The organism is Bacillus suaedaesalsae, from assembly GCF_016890225.1.
GTDB classification, from domain to species: Bacteria; Bacillota; Bacilli; order Bacillales; family SA4; genus Bacillus_BS; species Bacillus_BS suaedaesalsae.
On sequence record NZ_JAFELM010000021.1, the window covers coordinates 51,687 to 71,826 of the forward strand.

The 20,140-nt window shown below is 31.5% G+C and carries 12 protein-coding genes; 11 read left to right on the forward strand and 1 reads right to left on the reverse strand.

What is annotated here, in order from left to right; genetic code table 11:
- Positions 1-190: 190 nt before the first annotated feature.
- The gene (locus tag JR050_RS06300) at positions 191-568 is read left to right on the forward strand and encodes a hypothetical protein (RefSeq protein ID WP_204202664.1); all 378 of its coding nucleotides are present in this window, start codon (positions 191-193) and stop codon (positions 566-568) included.
- A gap of 1,021 nt (positions 569-1,589) precedes the next feature.
- On the opposite strand, the gene JR050_RS06305 is transcribed toward JR050_RS06300, so the two are convergent.
- A complete protein-coding gene (locus tag JR050_RS06305) occupies positions 1,590-1,943 on the reverse strand; it encodes a helix-turn-helix domain-containing protein (RefSeq protein ID WP_204202665.1) in 354 nt (117 codons plus the stop codon).
- Between the two features lie 124 nt (positions 1,944-2,067).
- Here JR050_RS06305 and recJ point away from each other — a divergent pair, with 124 nt between their 5' ends.
- From recJ to JR050_RS06355, 10 genes are all read left to right on the forward strand, one after another.
- On the forward strand, positions 2,068-3,729 hold the full coding sequence (gene recJ, locus JR050_RS06310; protein WP_204202666.1) for a single-stranded-DNA-specific exonuclease RecJ: 1,662 nt from the start codon (positions 2,068-2,070) through the stop codon (positions 3,727-3,729).
- Between the two features lie 30 nt (positions 3,730-3,759).
- Positions 3,760-5,640 (forward strand): TniQ family protein, encoded by a 1,881-nt coding sequence (locus tag JR050_RS06315; RefSeq protein WP_204202667.1) that lies wholly within the window; start codon positions 3,760-3,762, stop codon positions 5,638-5,640.
- A gap of 134 nt (positions 5,641-5,774) precedes the next feature.
- A complete protein-coding gene (locus tag JR050_RS06320) occupies positions 5,775-6,740 on the forward strand; it encodes a TniB family NTP-binding protein (RefSeq protein WP_204202668.1) in 966 nt (321 codons plus the stop codon).
- A 282-nt stretch (positions 6,741-7,022) separates the two neighbouring features.
- Positions 7,023-8,279, forward strand: a complete 1,257-nt coding sequence (locus JR050_RS06325; RefSeq protein WP_204202669.1) for a Mu transposase C-terminal domain-containing protein — start codon at positions 7,023-7,025, stop codon at positions 8,277-8,279.
- A 110-nt stretch (positions 8,280-8,389) separates the two neighbouring features.
- Positions 8,390-8,785 (forward strand): AAA family ATPase, encoded by a 396-nt coding sequence (locus JR050_RS06330; protein ID WP_204202799.1) that lies wholly within the window; start codon positions 8,390-8,392, stop codon positions 8,783-8,785.
- A 190-nt stretch (positions 8,786-8,975) separates the two neighbouring features.
- Complete coding sequence (locus JR050_RS06335) at positions 8,976-11,018, forward strand: Mu transposase C-terminal domain-containing protein (RefSeq protein WP_346726718.1); 2,043 nt, start codon at positions 8,976-8,978, stop codon at positions 11,016-11,018.
- A gap of 82 nt (positions 11,019-11,100) precedes the next feature.
- Positions 11,101-12,939 carry a TniQ family protein gene (locus JR050_RS06340; RefSeq protein WP_204202671.1) on the forward strand — a complete coding sequence of 613 codons (1,839 nt, stop codon included), beginning with the start codon at positions 11,101-11,103 and terminating at the stop codon, positions 12,937-12,939.
- A 241-nt stretch (positions 12,940-13,180) separates the two neighbouring features.
- Positions 13,181-15,961, forward strand: a complete 2,781-nt coding sequence (locus tag JR050_RS06345) for a KAP family P-loop NTPase fold protein (protein WP_204202672.1) — start codon at positions 13,181-13,183, stop codon at positions 15,959-15,961.
- 249 nt (positions 15,962-16,210) lie between these two features.
- On the forward strand, positions 16,211-18,211 hold the full coding sequence (locus JR050_RS06350) for an ATP-dependent nuclease (RefSeq protein ID WP_204202673.1): 2,001 nt from the start codon (positions 16,211-16,213) through the stop codon (positions 18,209-18,211).
- Position 18,212: 1 nt separating this feature from the next.
- Complete coding sequence (locus JR050_RS06355; protein ID WP_204202674.1) at positions 18,213-20,033, forward strand: ATP-dependent helicase; 1,821 nt, start codon at positions 18,213-18,215, stop codon at positions 20,031-20,033.
- Positions 20,034-20,140 lie beyond the last annotated feature (107 nt).

The following is a 20,140-nucleotide window of genomic DNA, read 5'->3' on the forward strand; positions in this document are numbered from 1 at the left end:
ACATGATGAGAATGCGCAAATGAAAATAAATTATAATAGACCTAGAATTAATATCTTTATAATAAATAGAAGGAGTTAAGAAATGATTTCTAGAAGTAAGAGCTGTTAAAGTTTAAAGATGTGTGAAGTGGAAGAATGATAGCAATTAATCAGTAAGGTCATGCAAAGATAGTTAAGGGGAAATGGAACAATGTTAGATAATAAAATACAAAAAGATGATATAGTGCATTTTTTAGACCTAGTAAATTCAAGTTATAGTCCTAATTTTAAGTTAGGGCACTCAAAAATTGGAAAGCCGAAGCCATATTATAAAATATTAAAAGAAGAATACGTAGATAGTCTTGAATATCAAAGTTTTATAAAAGTCTATTTATTTTCAAGACATGTTTTAAATGAGCAAGAATTGTATGTATTAAATCATACATATGGGGTATCAGGTGAGTTCTACAAGGGGACTCAAATTGCAAAAATGTTAAACTTATCAAATACACGTATAAGAGCTGTGAGGGTTAAAGGTGAACAAAAAATAAGCACATTTTTAAGGAAGCAGCTTAATAAAGTTCATTGAATTGATGAATCTTTATCTTAAATGTTTAAAATGTTGAATGCACAAAAGTAAATCATAGAAAACAAAGGGACCACATTGTGGTCCTATTTCTTGTGATTCCACCAATAAAATTATGAATTCTTATAAAATTTTAAAAAACTTTACAAATTATTAAGCCAAATTAGAAACTTTATTGTCTAATGTATGGAAGCATAAATAGTGGATGGGGGAAATGACATTATTAAACTAGTTAAAAAAGCGCAAAAGGGTGATGACATAGCATTCTTGAAGCTTTTAGAAAAGTACGAGTTCGTAATAGATACAAAGTATTTGATTCCGACTTAAAAGTAAAGCTAATTAAATATGAACAACTTGGAAGGGAATAGGGTAGCTGACAAATCTCTTAGTATTATTTTCTTTATAAAGAGCCAATGAAGAATCGAGTATCTTCATTTAGTAGTAGCAGGTCACATTTATAAGTGAACTGCTTTTTCACTTTTTAGAGGAGATACTATTCTTCATTCATTCTGCTTACCAAGAGTGTGATTCTATCAGTTCGGCTAAACATATTAATAAAAATGAAGTTAACACATTCAATAGCTTTAATAAATTTAAAGTGGATCGGTGTATCATCAAAAATGCAGTTTCTCTGGAGACATAATCCATTGCACGAAACATTCATATCCCATAAAAAGTAGGCTGAATAATAACCCCTCTCAGACAGCATGACTCCTATTCCTTCCTTAAATTCAACTATCTTTGTCCCTCCAATACTAAGGGACTCGACCTCTCTCAAGTAATCTAAAAAACGTTCTTCTATATTACTCATGCTACAAATACCTCCTAAAAACCTGAGTATCTTCATATTAGTCCAGAAACGGTAAAAATATTCACCATTATTAAAAAAATATTTTATCAAAATGAATAATTAATAATAAAAAGAGACCCTCAAATTAAGATTGTAGGGTCCTTTCTTTCATTTCTATCAAAAAAACATTTTATTAAAATGAATAAGATATGAAAATCGCGTCTAAACAGTATATCAAGACTTCTGGTTATTTTTATCAAAGAGGTCAGCGCCTTTTTCCACAAGTGAAAGAAGATATTCGGATTGGTCGGGATTTTCTTTATTTATCTTTCTAAGGAGGTGGTTAATGTGAAGGAGTCTTAACTCAAACTCGTCATCATCTTTTATAACTTTCATTGTCTCTAGACTAAATAGAGCAAACTCATCTTGCAGTTGTTGTAACAATGAAAGTTGTATGGTTTCACTCTTTCCAGTTTCAAGGTTACTTAGATAACCAGCTGAGACTCCTAATTTATTTGCTAAATCGTGTAAACTGTATCCACATTTCTTTCGAAGAGTTCTAACTTTTTGTCCTATATCAGTTATCATGTCGTTCACCTCGTGGCTAGATTAGTATGATGTTTTATCTAGTTGTCTTTCTAATTTCATTATAACAAGAGGTAAAAAGATTTGGTGGAAAATTTTGAAAAAAATAAAGGGGTTATGTTTCTAGATGACAAGTACATGGGTTAAGAATTCATGTTTGGATTATATGAAAGAGAAAAACAAGATTATTTATTATGCAAAACAGTTTGATATGGATCCTCTTATGATGAAAATAATCTTCGACCGAGGGCATAAAGACTGGTACCAAATTAACAAATTTTTAAATGCTGAGCCTAGTGACCTAATAGGACCATTCTATTTAAATGACATGAAAAAAGCGATTGAAAGAATTAATCTTGCCCTTCAAAAGGAAGAAAAGATGATGATATTTGGGGACTATGATACGGATGGGATAACATCTACTTCTCTTTTATATAAAGCTCTTAGGCTTTTAAAAGGAAGTGTTGATTATTATATTCCTAAAAGGGTAGATGGATATGGTTTGTCAGTAGCGGCAGTTGAGAAATTTTTTGAGAAGGATATTTCATTAATAATCACAGTTGATAATGGATCATCAGCTCATGAAGCCATTAAACGAGCGAAAGAGTTGGGGATGGAGGTCATTGTTACTGATCATCATGAAATTTTAAGAGGGAATCCCATTTGTTCAGCTTTTGTCAATCCAAAACAGAGTGGCGAAAGATTTCCTTTTTCATATCTAGCAGGTGCAGGAGTTGCTTTTAAATTGGTTCATGCGCTTTTACTTGAAAGAGGGATGTGGGAAAAGAAATGTTGGGATTTTGTTGAACTTGCAGCAATTGGAACAATAGGCGATGTCATGCCTCTTCAAGATGAAAACAGAAGGATAGTACAACTTGGATTGGAGAAGATGAACAGGGCACCTTCTCCAGCGTTAAGAGTCTTATTCAAGCTATTAAGGAAAGAGGAAATCACATCAACAAATATAGCATTTTCAGTTGTACCCATTATTAACGCGGTCGGAAGATTAAGTGATCCCAATTTTATGGTAAGAGTGTTTACAGGTGAAGGTAAGGACGAACAGATTGAGGAATGTTGGAAGAAGCTAATTCGTCTAAATAATATGAGAAAAGATTTACTTCACCAACAAGTCATGCAAGCAGAATTGTTAATTCAATTGAATGCGTTGGATAAGCAGGAAGTCATTGTAGTTGCTGGAGACTTTCATGAAGGTTTAATAGGATTAATTGCTTCAAGAATCACTGACAAATATAAAAAACCAAGTATTGTGTTTAACTCTCGTGGAAAAGGTTCGGCAAGAAGTGTAAGTGGTTCAGCCTTTTCAATGGTAAATACCATTGAGCGCTGTTCAGAGTTTTTAAAGAGCTATGGAGGACATCAAGCAGCAGCAGGTCTATCAATTTATCTAGATCGGTTCCAACACTTTAGTAACAAAATACAAGAGTCAGCTAAAAAAGAACCCAAGTTGACACTTAGACATATGTACGAAACTGAGTTTTCACTAATGGATTTTCCTAGTCATTTTCATGATGACTTAAAACATCTTGAACCATTTGGAGAGGGAAATCGAACACCAGTGTTTCACAGTAACAAGATGATTGTTGATAGGGTTGAACACTTTGGTCCTAGTAACCAGCATGTAAAATTCAGAGTGGGTACTAAGGAAGCCTTACTATTCTTTAAAGGAAATCAATTTAAGCCAGTAAATGGTAAAACAAATTTAGAATGTTTGTATTTCCCACAAACTTCGTCCAATCGTACTTTTTTTATTCATGATTTTAAGCATTAAGTTTCTAGGTCCTCGAGGAGTGAAAATGTTATGAAGTTAGTGAATCGACCCAAAATGTTACAGGATGAGAGTTTATCCAGTTATATTTTTCGGTTGAGCAAGGAAAATTATTATTCCTCACCAGATGGAATAGCTAAAGAAATCGGAATAAGCTGGTTTGATTGTCACGCAAATAATTTTACTTTAGATAGTTGTGAACTATTATCGAAGCTATGTGATAACTCGTGTCAAGAATTATTCTATTCTTCTATAAACAGCCTCGGTTTATTTGAGGAAGAACCCTTAATTAAGATGAGCTTGCTCAAATCAAGAATTAAGTATTGTTCCGAATGCATCAAAGATAAAACACATCACCAAAAATTATGGGCACTGAATCCAATATGTATTTGCGTAAATCATGGTGGATACCTATTAGAAAAATGTCAGGGATGTCATAGGAAAATTACTATAAAAAATTTAATGGAAGGAAAGTGCTCTAATTGTAAATTTAAATTTAAAGAAGCAGAAATGAAATCAGTAGAAATGGAAGGGTTATTGTATAAATCTCAAAGTGAAATTCTAAGAATTTTTAAAGGTCAGCAAAGTGAGTTGTTTAAAGGCTTATCATTAATTAATTTCATGTATTTTATCAAAGCACATTTATATCTTCTGGAGGGTTTAGCTAGTAAAACCAGTCAAGAAAAAGTAGATATCGAGGTAATTACAAATGATCATAAATACTTTGATAATGCTAAATTCGCAGATGTATTAGCTAATATTTATTGGATACATTCGAACTTCCCTCAGAATTTTTATACTGTTTTAGATGAATTCTTTGAATTGCCTTTTGAAGTAAGAAGAAGGAGAAAAAGTGAGTTTGAAAAAATCCTTGATAGGTATGGAAATAGACTTGAAGTTATTAAAAAAGAATATCTCCGTTACCAAGAACAACTCATTTCTATCGGGAATGTTCCGAGAAATATTGAATGTTTTAATAAGGAAGCTTCAGAGAAAGTAAAGCAAGACTTTTTAACAAAAAAACAATTAAGAATAGAGTATAACCTTACAAGAGAAGAAGTAGAAGAATTATGTTCAACTATCAAACCAAATGTATTCAAAAGAGGAAATAATAAAGTCTTTCAGTTTAGTAAGAACGGAATCGAAAATACAGTTATTTCATTTAAAAAAAACATAGATAACCTAATTACCAAAAAAGAAGTTGCTTGTATCTTAGGTGTTCATATAGATCAAATAGCTCAACTTGCTGATAAACAATTAATAAGGGAAGTGACAAGTCATAAGAGAAATTGCGTTTGTAAAAAGTCAGTAAAAACCCTTCTCGAAAGTTTTGAGATTAGGGAGTTGGAAGTTGTGAGTGAGAGTCATATTTCCTTTAAAAGGATTCTTGAAAAATATGTGACAAGTGGCATTTCTATTGTTCATATTATCAAAGCCCTAAAGGAAAAAAAGTTAACAGGATATGTACATTCTAATAATTCAAAGATAGCCAATTATTATTTTCTAATAGATGAAATTAAAAAGTTTTTAGATGAATTTTGGAAAAAAAAGAAATGCCAAGTAGGATACCAGTTAGCAGATGTTTGTAAGAAGTTAAATATGGTGGAACGAACTATTCATAAGTTGGTAAAACATGGATTATTGTCGCCAATCAACGTAACCAAGAGTAAGAACGGCAGGATAGTGTATTTCTTTAATAATGAAGAAATTGATACTTTTGCAGAAAAATTTATCACCGTTAAGAAAGCATCCCTTCTCTATAATATTGATCAAAACAGGCTGAGGAGAATTGTATATAAAGAAAAGTTGGAAAATTACTTAAAAGATATTTGTCCTAAAAAGATACTGTTAGATAAGGAAGAAGTTGACCGAATCATGAGGGAAAGTTATCTGCAAATAAGTGTGGAAAAATAAATTTATATTAAAAAAAATAAAAACAGAAAAAAACATTTAGACCATTAATTCCCAATTTTTACATTTGAAATTAATCGAAAGTATGCTCCATAATGTATTCCGAGCAACGCTTGCTCAGAAAGGAGAAGTTAAAAATGACTCAGAGTAAAGAAGAGGTAAAACAAAAGGTAATGTCGATGGATGATAAGATGCGTAAAATAAAAAAATTACGGATTGAACATCCGAGATTCGTAAAAGCTTTAACGTTGATTAGAAAATGCCATAAATCATTAGAGAGTTCAACAGACCCACAATGTATGCTAATTACTGGACCATCAGGTGCGGGGAAGTCAACTTTGTTTGACACTTATGTCCAGTACTACGATAAGGTAATTTATCATAGCTCAAAGACAAAAAAAGTGATCTTATGGGGTGAGATTCCAAGTCCAACAAGGATTAATACATTTCTTGAAATGATGTTGGATATGCTAGGTGATCCTCTTCCTACCAAAGGGACAATCGGTAACAAAAAACATCGATTAGAAAATCTTATTAGGGATTGCGAAGTAGAGCTGATTATGTTGGATGAATTTCAACATTTTTATAATCAAGAAAATGACAAAATTAATTATGATGTAGCGGATTGCTTTAAATCAATAATTAATAAAACCAAAGTCCCAGTAGTATTGTTTGGGTTAAGTGATGCTGAGAAGGTTGTTGCAGCTAATCCTCAGTTAAAACGACGATTCTCTTTAAGAGAATCAATCGCACCTTTTTCGTATGATAGCCCTAACGAGGTAGTAGAGTTTCGAATGCTCTTAAAAGAAGTTGATAAAATGCTCCCTTTTGAGAACCTCTCTGGATTAGGTGAAGAGGACTTAGCAGATAGGTTCATGTTTGCTACAAATGGGGTAATGAATTCTGTTATGAAAATCATTAGAGATGCAGCAATACAAGTTGTAGAAGAAGGTCGCGAGAAAATTGAAAGAGAAGATTTAGCAAAAGCCTATCATTTACATTCATCCATATTAAGAGCTAAGAAGTTTAATCCTTTTACAAAAGAAGAATTTAATTATTCTGAGGCATTACAAGAGGTATTCATAGATACGCAAAAGAGATAATAGTTTTTCTTTTATGTTGAATGAAAATATATAAACCTCAAAAAATATAAAAAAAGTAAAATATATATTTTAACGGTTTATGATATCTAATGCAAATGGAATTAGTAAAATGGAAATCATTACATCTTGCGGATGAAGGACAAACGTTCCATAATGAGAACCTGTAAGCGAGAACAAACGCTCTTAGAAAATAGGAGGTGCGGCAAAGTGTTTTTTTAGAGGAGATCTTATGCTACACGAAGCCATTAATCAACTAAATAATGAATTGGGAGGGAAAAAGTAATGACACCTGAATCGAGGAATGGATCTGTTAAACCTTCTGGTTTAAAGAAAGAAGTTGAGGTTATCATTGAAAGAACAATTCAGAACCAATTTTGTCAAAGGAAGGTGGTGACAATTAAGGATATACACTATTTAATTACTACTCTTATTCTAGATATAAATAGAAATCGAGAGGTAGGTGAAAAGTTATTAATACCATCTTACTCAACTGTTTATCAAAGAGTAATAGCCTTTGGACAAAACAACATTGGGGAAGTGGCTACGAAAAAAGGCTATCGAATCAATTATTCTAAGTTGGATAGTCAATATCCGATGCAAAAAGCATTTGTTGTTCATGTAAAGCTAGACATAAAGGTTGTAGATGAAACAACAGACTTGCCACTAGGAAGCCCATGGCTGACATTGATTATTGATTGTTTCTCTATGTATCCTCTGGGTATGTACATTCATTTTGATGAACCATCTTATAAAACAGTCATGTTAGCTTTAAAACACGCGATTGTTCCGAAAGAGATTCAAAACTCATATCCTTCAATAAAAAATGAATGGCATGCCTACGGATTACCTGAAACTCTAGCCGTCACAAACGCTTGGGGATTTCGGAGTAATCTATTATCGCAAACATGCCTTCAGTTGAACGTTAATTTAGAGCATTGTCCGATGGTTCCCAAAATCAGAGGTAAAATGGAACAACCCTTCAAAACGTTCAATGAACTACTATCTCAAAAGACCCATCACATTACATTTAAGTCTCTGCAAAGACTAATTCATGTGTGGCTTTTGGATAATTACAGTGAAAATTATAACACCAACGTAAAAGGTGTACCAGCAGTAATTTGGCGGGAAAACATGAAGAATACGCCAAAAATAATGCCAAGTTCAATGAAAGATACACTATTGCTGTTTATGGAAGAGTGTAATGCGACCATAACCAACAATGGGATTCGACATCTTGGACTTACCTATGTTTCTCCAGAACTTTTAAAGTTATCAGTGAAGTTAGAAAGATGGGGACAAGACAAAAAGGTTATATTCAAATATGATCCAACCGACTTAGCGAAAATTCATGTATACGATGAATATGAGAAAAGGTTCCTAGAGGTACCTAGTACCAATCTTGAGTATACAAAGAATGTAACCTTACATTCGCATATTGTTTTCTTAAAAGATTTACAAAAGAAAAAGGTTGATCAGGTCTTTAAAAATACAAACAAAAAACTGACTGTAATTACAGGAAGGGGTTATAAACAGAAGTAATTGATGAATAAATTTTTAGGTATAGACGTGAAAGTAAAAGACGGAATATTCGATTAATTAGGAGGAACTATTATGCATTTAAATAAAATGTACAGGAAGCTTTAAATCTCATTCGAAATTGTCAGAATTCAAAAAATGCAGGTGGCTTGTTAATCACTGGCGAAACAGGTACAGGAAAGACATTGCTCGTGAAGCATTTTCTTGAAACACAAGAAAGTAAAGAGAAGATATTGGTCGTAAATGCACCGTTTGGACCAACTTTAAGAGCGTTACATGAAGAACTCTTAGTGCAAATCGGTGTTCCGTTTCCTACAAAGGGAACTGCGGGGACGAAACTGAGGAGACTTATCGAGCTTATCAAGTCAGCAAATATTGAATTAGTAGTTATCGATGACTTTCAACGTGTATGTGGTGGCAGTCGACAAAACACAATTGAAGTATTTGAGTTTCTTGTTCATCTTATGGAAAAATCGAATGTTCCATTCGTCTTTCTGGGGTCAAGCTAGTGCAAATTTAATCTTGGATTAAATGAACGACTTGCAAGAAGTGTTCCTATTCAAATTGACCTTAATTGTTTAGGAACAGGGGAAGAAGTGTTTTGTTGAGGGCTAACCACTAATTTAAAGGGGGGACACTCGTCTCCCTTTTTAAAATGAAATAATTATTCGATTCAAGGATGTGATTTCATTGTACAGAGTGCCAGTAGGTCGAGGAGCACGTTTTCTGCTCAACGGAAGATCTTATGAGATAACGAATCAACTTGAACGCAACTTATTTGAAGCAAACGATTTAGAATTTGACGTAAAAGAAACGTTTTCGAGAGACGATTTACTGAGACAGTTAGAAGAAGGAAACTTGGAATTTCATGTTGAAGGCAAAAATACATCAGGTGAAATAATTAGTAAGCCTGATTTCGAAGACATTGATATGTTATCTGAAAAGGTAAAAAATGATGCTGACTTCCGATTATATGTCATAAAACCTTTACTAAATCTAAATGTAAAATCACTGGATATGTACGTAAGGGAAAGGGTAAATAAAATTAACAAAGAGTTCAAAAAAGAGGGGAAAAGTGTTTCAAGGGCAACAGTCTATCGCTGGTTAAAGGATTACAAAGAAAGCGGAGGTTCATATCACTCTCTGATTTCTAGTAACCATAAGTTTGGAAGCAGAGAAAAAAGAGTTGAAAAAGAAGTTGAAATGATTATTGATCAGGTCATTGATCAGTATTATTTAAAGAGGGGTACAACTTCTCAAAAGACAATTTTTGAACTGGTCTATCACAAAATTGACGAGTTAAATGCACAACGAGAAGCAGAAGACAGATTGGAACACCCTTCACAATCCACTGTTAGAAGAAGAATTTTAGACCGCGATCAATATGATGTGACGAAAGCTAGAAAAGGGTCAAAGTTCGCAAATGACAAACATAAACAAGTTAACCATCATAAGGGTCCTGAATATCCGCTTCAACGAGTGGAAGTTGACCATACAAAATTGGATTTATTCGTGGTTGATGATGAAAATCGTTTGCCAATTGGTAGACCATGGGTAACTTCCGTTCTTGATGTTTACACAAGATACCCACTGGGCTTTTATATTGGATTTGAACCGCCTTCTTATACTTCTGTAATGCATGCACTTCATCATGGAATATCAACGAAATTTTTTATGAAAGAGAAATATCCTAAAGTGAAAAAACAATGGTTAGCTCATGGAATTCCTGAACTTTTAGTTGTAGATAACGGTAAGGAATTTCATAGTAAACATTTAAAGGACGCCTGTAACAGATTAGATATTGAAATCATGTATTGTCCAGTAAAGGTACCTTGGTATAAAGGGGCAGTTGAACGATACTTTAGAACAATCAATCAAGATTTAATTCATTCCACCCAAGGTACAACTTTTTCTAACGTGGTGGCAAAAGGGGATTATAATCCAAAGAAAAATGCCATTATTGGATTTAACAAGCTACTTGAGATTTTTTATAAATGGGTAGTTGATTATTATACTCAAAATCATCATAAAGGAGCACGTGGGATACCAGCAAAAATATGGAAGACTGCTTTTGAGTTTGCCCCTGAACCATTAGTTCCACCGTCGAAATTAGATTGGAAAATTATGTTGATGAAAATGGGAACAGGTTCTATTCAACGAACTGGTATTAGAGATCGCCACTTGTTTTATCAGTCACAAGATCTTAGAGATATACAGCATGAACTTTTCAAGAGAGGACTTCCGAACAGCATAAAATATAAATACGATCCAACAGATTTGTCTAGAATTTATGTTTATAACGAATTTAAAAGGAGTTATTTGGAAGTGCCATGCACTAATCAAGATTACTCCTATGGATTAAATGAGTATACACACAGAATTCTGATAAAAATGTTAAATGATGAAGAAAAGAAAGTTAACATGAGCGAATTAGCAGCAGCTAAAGCTGAACTTATGGAGATGGTTCAAGAGGAGAGAAATAAAACTCTAAAACCACAACAAAAAGAACGAGTGAAGGGAACAGGTTCAAATCAAGAGTGGTCAGAACAACCAAGTAAGAAAGTTCCAAATAAATCAAATACAATCGTGTCGGTTGAAACTAGCGAAAAAGAAACGAGTCAACCACAACACCCTTTGAACAATAAGGAAGAGAAACCTGAATTGAAAGGTCAAGAACTTGATATTATTAGTTCATTTGATAAAGTCGATTTATCTAACTGGGGTTATTCAAAAGCAAATTAAATTATCGCCTTCTAAATTCTAGTATTTTAGAAGGCGGTTTTCTTTTCATCTGAATTTTATCACCATAGAAAGGACTTACAACATGGAAAAATTTTTAATACGGACAAGACCTAAAGAATATGAAGGTTTAATATCTTATTTACACCGATTGGCTAAGGGGAATTATCGAGAAAGCTTTACATCTTTACTAGAAGGTTCTTCTTCTGTAATAACACATTATAACTGTAATTATTTAAAAGAAGCTAAATGGGAGTCTCAGGCGAAGAAGCTAGTGGAAATGAGTGAAAACAATATAGAAGAATTAGTATTAAATAAATTTAACGGGTTATTCTTTCCAACTAATGCTCCAACAACATTTGAGTATTTGAAGATTTACAATCATAAATTTGTTCGTTTTTGTCCTCAGTGTCTAATGGAGGATTATTTTTATCGCATTTTTTGGGATGTATCATTTTTAACCACTTGTAACAAACATAAGGTGTTTTTAATTGAAAAATGTCCAAATTGTAGGGAAAGAATAAATATGTTTCAACTGTTAAGAAAAAGTTGTAAATGTGGAATGATTATTGCCGATATGGGATCTGTTAAAGTTCCTCCAAGTGATAATGTCATTGACTCTCAAAATATTGTCCAAGAGCTATTATTGGGTAATAAGAATGAATTTGAGATTGGGAATAAAGAAAAAAAAACTATGATTAATCAGCAAGATTTCTTTCAACTCTTCATCCTCTTTGCGAATGTAATAGATAAATTGCCAACTGATCATGAATTGTTTAATGTTGTGGAAGATAAACCAAATAAATTATTATTTAATCTCCATTCGAAATCAAAGGATAGTAGAAATGTATTGATGTTAACTACTATTGTTCTTGTTGCCCTTAATCTTGTAAGAAATCCAGAAATATACTTGCCTTTATTGATTAATCATTTGGATAACCTCAAGTCCCAAAAGCTAATTGATCGTAAAGCATACGAGCGCAAGATGAAAATACTAAAGGACGTCTTTAATATGTCATATGGGAAGGTATATCACAAAGTATTTACACGTTATATCCACAGCTTAGGACTTGAACCTGAGAATAAACGGATCATTTTAAGACCATTGCATGTAGAGAAGGAATTCATCTCTTTCCATGCAGCGAGCCAGTTGCTAAATAAACTGGATTATAATACTGTGAGAAATTTATGTAAATATGGTCTATTAAAATCAGTAGAAAAAGAGAATAGTACTTTAATAGAAAAAAAGTCTATTGTTCGTTATATGAAAATGCGAAAAAGTTCTATTAACATGAACCAGGTATGTAGTGTACTCGGACTTAACTTATATGTAATTTCGGAGCTTACTAAAGAGGGTTTGTTGAAGGCAAATCATGGACCAGAGGTTGATGGTTATCCTAAATGGTTTTTTAAGAAAGAAAATATAGAAAAATTTCATGATAAAATAGTTATGAGATGTGAAACGATTGAGATTGATGACGAATGGCTCCCATTAAATAAAGTTATCTACAAAATCAGATTGTTTGACTTGTCAATAACTGATATTTTTAAATCAATTCTAAAACAACATTTAAGGGTTGGACTGAAAAAAGGTATTGAAAGCTTAGAAGGTTTAAATGTTTCAAAATCAGATTTTCATAAATTACTTGTTGATTCTAAGCTATTAAGGATAAATAAACTTGGATTCACTTTTAAAGAAGCCTCTAGGGTTCTTAAAATTGGAGAAAGTACATTAGAAAAATATATTAATCAAGGTGTTTTAAAGTTAAAACATACTGACTTAAATCCGACTCAAAACCTATCAAAATGTATTGATAAAAAACAAATAATAAAATTTTTAAAGAGGAAATATGATTGGAATCATAACGAAGTGAATCTTTATATTAATAACTATGTTGAAAGTTTAGTTAAGAAAGATGAATAATTATTGATATAAAAAGATATTTTTGATACCTCTTCTAGTACAAGAACACTATTAATAATTAGCATTATGTATTAGAATTTTAAATTAGTGTTCTTGTATAGAGAGCGCCAATTACAAGTTAAAACTCTAAGTAGTTAGGAGTAATTTCATGGATATACTGTTTTTCATTAACAACATAATTAACCAACCGCATTTATACTTAATTTTTAGTCTAGTCATTTTAGGAGTGGTATACCAGATAATGAAAAAAATAAAAATGACAAAACCGATATTCATAGAATTCTTATTTCATATATTTTTATCCATTGTCCTTGCATACACGATTAAGTTAACAGATAACAAAGGAATTCTGGATGCTATCAACCTATTTGGGAAAATTTCAATTGTGGTGTTTATTTTCCTAACAGGCTTATCAATAAAAGAAATACTAACCTATAAGAAACCCCATCAACCTATAAAGAGAAATTACTCCAATGCGGTTTATTTTCTTCTATTAACAGTATTATTTTATGCCGTTTCAATTGGGACGGAATATGTTTGGTATCTCATCTTATTTGCACTATTATATTTTTTCAGAGCGTTTGGTAAATATGAAGAACGTAGAGAGTTGGAAGAAAATACAGGGCACAATAATCAAGAACAAAGTGAAAACTCTGATGTACCGATTACATCATACAGAAGATTATTTCCAACGAGAAAGAAGGAATTTAATAGAATATATAAGTTCTTAAATGATTTGGGGACTGATGACCCTTATGCCATTGCTATCAGTGGTTCTTGGGGTGAGGGAAAAACAAGCTTTATGAATGCAATAATTAATAAATTTAAGCAAGATAATAATGAGGTTATATACATTCAGCCAATGGTTCTGGATACGAGAGAGAACTTATTAAAGTATGTTTTTGGAAGATTGGAAGCATTGTTAACTGAAAATGGAATATATACTGGGAAAGGTAGCCCATATAAAAAGTATTTTGATCTTTTGTTCAAGTTTATTAACCAAAAGACATTAATCAATTTCTCTGCATTTTTTGATATTTTTCCTGAAGAAAAGAAAGAAGATCTTAGAGAGTTAAAAGAAGATTTAGAGATAAATATCGAAAGATTGGTATCTGAGAATAAAAGGATTTATTTGATTGTTGATGATTTAGATAGAGTGGAAAAAGATACAGTATATAGTACGCTAACATTTATTAAAGAAATTGTGGATTTTAAGAAAATAACTGTAATATTCCTTGTAGATTATGAAAATTTAGTTTCTGAACAAATTACGATTGAGTATTTGGAGAAATTCATTAATACAAGATTTCAATTAAAGAAAATAAGTTCCAACGAATTAGCAACTCACTACTTAAACGTTTTAATACCATCTTATGAAACAAGTATTCTAAATGAACAAATAGAAATATTAAAAGTAAAATTCAAGGACTATATTGAGGAACTGAACAATAATTTGAATGAATTAATAAAAAGAAAAGAAGAAAAAATGCAAGAATTAAAAGAGAAGATCAAAAAAGGAGAGGAGGTAAAAGAAGGGATAGAAAGTGAAGAGAAAGCTATCGAGAATATTACAAAGTATTCTAACGATTTTAATAATAAAATAAGTAATGCCAGATATGTAAAAAAAATTATTATAAAAATTAAAGAGACCTTTGATTTTATAGAATCCAATCTCCAAAAAGATAAGAATGACATCATTGTAGAGAACAATGATATACAGGTAAACAAGTTAGTCCTAAAGTTAAACGTTTTTAAAGTACTATTTTTAGAAGACTTTGATGATTTAATGAGAGAAGGAAGTATAAAGAGATATTTAGAGGGTACCGATAATCTATTTTTAAAAACATATTTTGATGCTGATAAAATCGACTATGGTTATGGGAATAAGGCTATTCAAAAAACAGTGGAGTATAATTTTTATAATCAAATTATTTTTTCAGATGATATTGCTGATGATATATTTTTAAAGATAAAAAGTGCAAATGAAAAACTTTTGGAAGAAATTGATTCAAAAATTGTCCTATCTAAATCAGTTGACTTTATACATCTTGTAGAATATTTGGAAGCCATTAACTATTCATCTGATGACGTTAAACTTTACCAAAGAATCGAGACATTTACAGAACTTACAATTCAATCTTTGGAGAATGGCAACGTGAAGTTTGAGCAGCTATTTGAACTATTTAGTAACAGCCATCGTAATAAAATAATCGAAACAACAGTATTTTTTGCAGCAATAAAAAAGATATTGGATGATAATAAAGTAGAATTTAGTACTAAAAAAGCTCAAACAACAGCCCATATTCATCTTGATCATTTGAAGTCTTCAGTTCTAATGAAATTGTCTCAACCGATGTCAATGATTTTAGCACTTTATTTTATGGATGATAAGAAATTCTCCATTGGTTCTTTAAGAGACGCGTTTAACGGAGTGAATAAACTGAAAGAATTTAATGAAATATTATCTGAAACATTAGAAATAAGTTTAACTAATTTTGATATAGGGTCTATTAAATATCTTGAGGAAGTCTTTAAAATCATTAATAAAACCATTCTTACTAATATTAAAAACAATCAACTTGAAAAAAGGGGGTATGAATTTTTTAAAGAGCAGTTTACTACTTATATTTCAATATTTGTCCTTTTAGATGATATTTCTCAAAAGCTAAATCATACTCCTATTAATAAAAGTGCAAAATTCGAATATACCGACGGGAGTACAAATATTGATGAAGTTTTGTTGCAAATTCATTCTCTCTATCAACATGTTGTTGATAGTAAGGAAGAGATGAATTATCAGATCTTCCGCTTCTTCCATTTGTTGCTTAATAACATTGGATGGTTTATAACAGATCAGAATATTGGTGGAATTGGTAAAGACAATGTGGAAAAGTTAAAAGAGATATTTATTGAATTGGATAGTAATCTAGGTCAGAATCCAGATTTATACGAGCGAGATAGTTGGCATTATTGTATGCTGAAATTAGGAGAAATAGATAGAGAAGTTAGTAATATTAAATAAAAGTAATATTTAAGAACAAATTCCAAAGTTGTAAATAGGATTTGTTCTTTTTTTATAATCTCAATCACTCATAGAATTAAATCCATATTCTGAACTCTAAATTGTACTTTTATATAACAAGATATCCGTAAGTAAGCACTTCCAAATAGTGTATATAAAATATTACATATGATAAAATTATGTTGAATCTTCTATTTATTCAATATATTAATATTCTAGTAAAATACAAAAATATTGGGAGTAAGAGAAATGAAAAATTTAATGGGACCACACATATCAAATATTGTTATAAAAAATTTTAGAAACTTTAAAGAAGTGGATGTATCCTTTAGCCATAAACAAATGATAATAGGTGAAAATAATGTAGGTAAGACAAACCTAATAAAAGCAATCCAGTTAATCTTAGATCCTAAACTCTCAGATGAAGATCGCTTTCTTAGTGAATCTGACTTTCACGATAGTTTAGATAGACCAATGGAAACAGGAGAAGAAATTGAGATAATTATTGAAATAAAAGGCTTTGAACATAATCAAAATATTTTATCTATTTTAAGTGATGCAACAGTTTCAGACGAACCTCCAACTTTGAGGTTGACATATCGTTTCTACCCTATAACAAGAGCAGATGGAACATATGATTACCAATACACAATTTACCAAGGAGAAAATCAAGAAGTTGAGTTTACACACCTGCATAGAAAATATTTACAGTTAAAAGTGATAAATGCTATTCGAGATGTTGAAAGTGAGATAAAAAACACACGTCGCTCACCAGTAAATCAATTATTAAAACAGTATCAAATTGATAAGGAAGAGTTAAGGGAAATAGCAGAAAAACTAAAAGAAAAAAGTAACGAAGTATTAACGATTGGCGAGATTGAAGATTTAGAAAGAAATATAAATATGAGATTTTCAAAAGTATTAGGTGTACAACCCGACACAACCGTTTCACTTGAAACTGTCGACATAGATCCTAACCGTATATTAAATACTTTAAAACTTATGATCGGAGATACGAAGCAAAGACCAACTAGTGAGACAAGTCTTGGATTAAATAATATATTATATATTTCACTAATACTTCTCTCATTAGAGGATAAGACAATTCCAACATTTATCCGAAAAGAAAAGTATGATGAACTAAGGGAACACGATGCAGAGCAGATAATTTTGAAAGCTTATGATAAGTATGAGAATGGTAATTATTATTTGAAATACGGTTTAACTGATGAGATATTAACGAAGTTATATACTTTTATGGATGAATATAATCCAGTATCTGAAGGGTTTACTATTTTGGCTATTGAAGAACCAGAAGCGCATTTACATCCAACTTTACAGCGTATTATTTATAAGGACGTTATGAATAGTAACACATCCGTATTAATGACGACACATTCACCGTATATTACTTCCGTTGCTCCCCTTGAGTCAATCGTTCACTTGGGGGCTAGTAAAAATGGAACAAACGTAAATACAACGGCTAGTCTTGAACTCACAAACGGTGAGAAAAGAGATTTGGAAAGATTTATAGATGTAAAAAGAGGCGAAATTTACTTCGGTAAAGGAATATTATTAGTTGAAGGTATAGCAGAGGAGTATATGATTCCTAGTTTTGCTGATTTATTACAAAAACCTTTAGATCTTAAAGGAATCGTAACATGTAACGTGAACTCCACTAACTTTAAGCCGTTTGTAAAGTTTTTGGATCTACTAGGTATTCCATATGTCGTAATTACTGATGGTGATTATTATACAATTATTGATAAAAAGTCAGGAGAAAGAAAATACCATACCATGATTGATGAGTTAGATGATGATTATGGTTACTTAGGATTAGAGTTAATAGGTAAGTTACTAATAGAATTAGGCAAAATCGAATCCAATGATATACCTGAGGATCTCACAGATCAAGATTCCTTATTTAATCATCATGGATTTTATATAGGGGATTATACGATGGAAGTTGATATCTTCGAAACTTGTAAAAAGAAAAAAGTTGCTCAGGAGATTATTTGCAGTGTATTTGAAGAGCTAACTTCAGGTGGAACTCAGCAAAAGAAGAATTTTAAGATAGAACTAGGCAATGGTGATTATTTTAGTTGTTTACGAAAAATTGAGAGCAGTGGTAATGGGATTGGGAAAGGTCGTTTTGCTCAACGATTATCGAGTTTATGTACGATTGATCATATTCCTGATTACATAAAAAATGCAATAGTGGATATCTACAACAAGGTGGATGAGGTCTAGTATGGATCTTTTTTCTGAAAAACTAAATCAAATAAAAACTGATGATAAGCAGTTTGAGGCATATAACACTGAAATTAGTACAGTCGTAATTGCAGGTCCAGGAAGTGGTAAGACGACCGTATTAACTTTAAAGATTATTAATCTTTTAAGAAACAAAATAAATCAGCCTAGAGGATTAGCATGTATCACTTATAGTAAAGAAGCTGTAAAAGAATTTACAGAGAGACTGAATGAGTTGGGATATAAAAATAGAAAGAATGTATTTTTAGGAACTGTACATTCTTTTTGTATTGCAGAAGTTATTGCACCCTTTGCTAAGTTATATGACTTAGATATTTCTTTTCCTTTAAAAATAATATCTGAAAAAGAACGAGAAGAACTTTTTGAAGACATTGTTACTGAATTAAAATTAGGTGGTGCGAATTTAAGTATTGATGATGTAGACAAGGAAAGATCATTGAATATATCTGGTCTAAGCTTAGTCCAAGTTGAATCGTATGACATAGCATTAAAAGTTGCTCTAGAGTATGAAAAAAGATTGGTAGAAATGGATAAAGTGGACTTTGTTGGAATTGTAAAGTGTGCCACGATGCTGATTCAGACTAAACCCTATGTAAGAAAATGTTTAGCTGCGAAGTTCCCATGGATACTAATTGATGAATATCAAGATTTAGGGAAACCGTTACATGAGATGATTCTTTCACTATTTAACATGACCAATATAAAAATATTTGCAGTTGGCGATCCTGATCAGTCTATATATAGCTTTAATGGTGCTATACCACAATATTTAATAGAATTAAAAGAGAATCCTATTATTAAAGAAATAAAACTTAAAACGAACTATCGAAGCAACCAAGACATTATTAATGCTTCTATTCTAGCATTAGGGCAGCAGAATCGCTCTTATAGTGCTGGAACAAGAAAAAATGAAAATGCAAAATTTCATTTTGTTACATGTGAACAGGACATCGAACAGCAATATGATTATGTTATTAGTAATATCATCCCAAGTTGTTTAGCGGAAGGTATACCCCATAGTGAAATATGTGTTTTAGTTAGTGGAAATAAGCAAGCTAAAGAATTGGCAGCACTAATGGACGTTCAATCGATTCCATATTATATCTCCAAATTGGATTATAAAAGGACCGATTTAATTATATGGTTGGAAGATTGTGCAAAGTGGATTAATAAACAGTACTCCCAATCTTTTACAAACATATTTGAATTTTGGATTGATTTAATAAAAAAACATAATGTAGAAAAGAAATTGTCAATTAATATCCTAAATGAGAGAAGAGCGTTATATGGCGTCTTAAATAGTAGTAAAGAATATGCTGATAACTTATTTGAATGGGTTAAGTACTTGTTTAGACAATTAAATATTATACCGATACTAGAAACCTCACTCGTTTATCCTGATGAAATTGACAATATTAATAATTTTATTAAGACAGTAGTTAAAGGATCGTTAGCAGGAGCTACTGTCCAAAGATTTGGTTCAATTGGAAAACCAAATAATCAGGTGACAATTTCAACAAGACATAGTTCAAAAGGTTTGGAGTTTGAAGTGGTAATTTTACTTGGTATGGAGGAAGGTAACTTCCCATATTATTTAAATGTGAATAATAAAGAGAAATTAGCTGAGGAACATAGAGTGTTTTTTGTGTGTATATCTAGGGCGAAGCGTATTTGTTATTTGTTACGATCTAAGAAAATTACTGTTTACTCCAAACGATATGGTCGTACGTATATAATAAATAAAGAACCCTCAATGTTTTGGGATATACTCTATAATAAGTATGGGGGAGACGGTATCTAACGATTTTTTGATTTTTTTTATATCAGTGATACTGTAAAATTAATTATTATGTTGAGAGACCACATGGAGATGTGGTCTCTTACAATTTGAAAATAGAGAGAAATAAG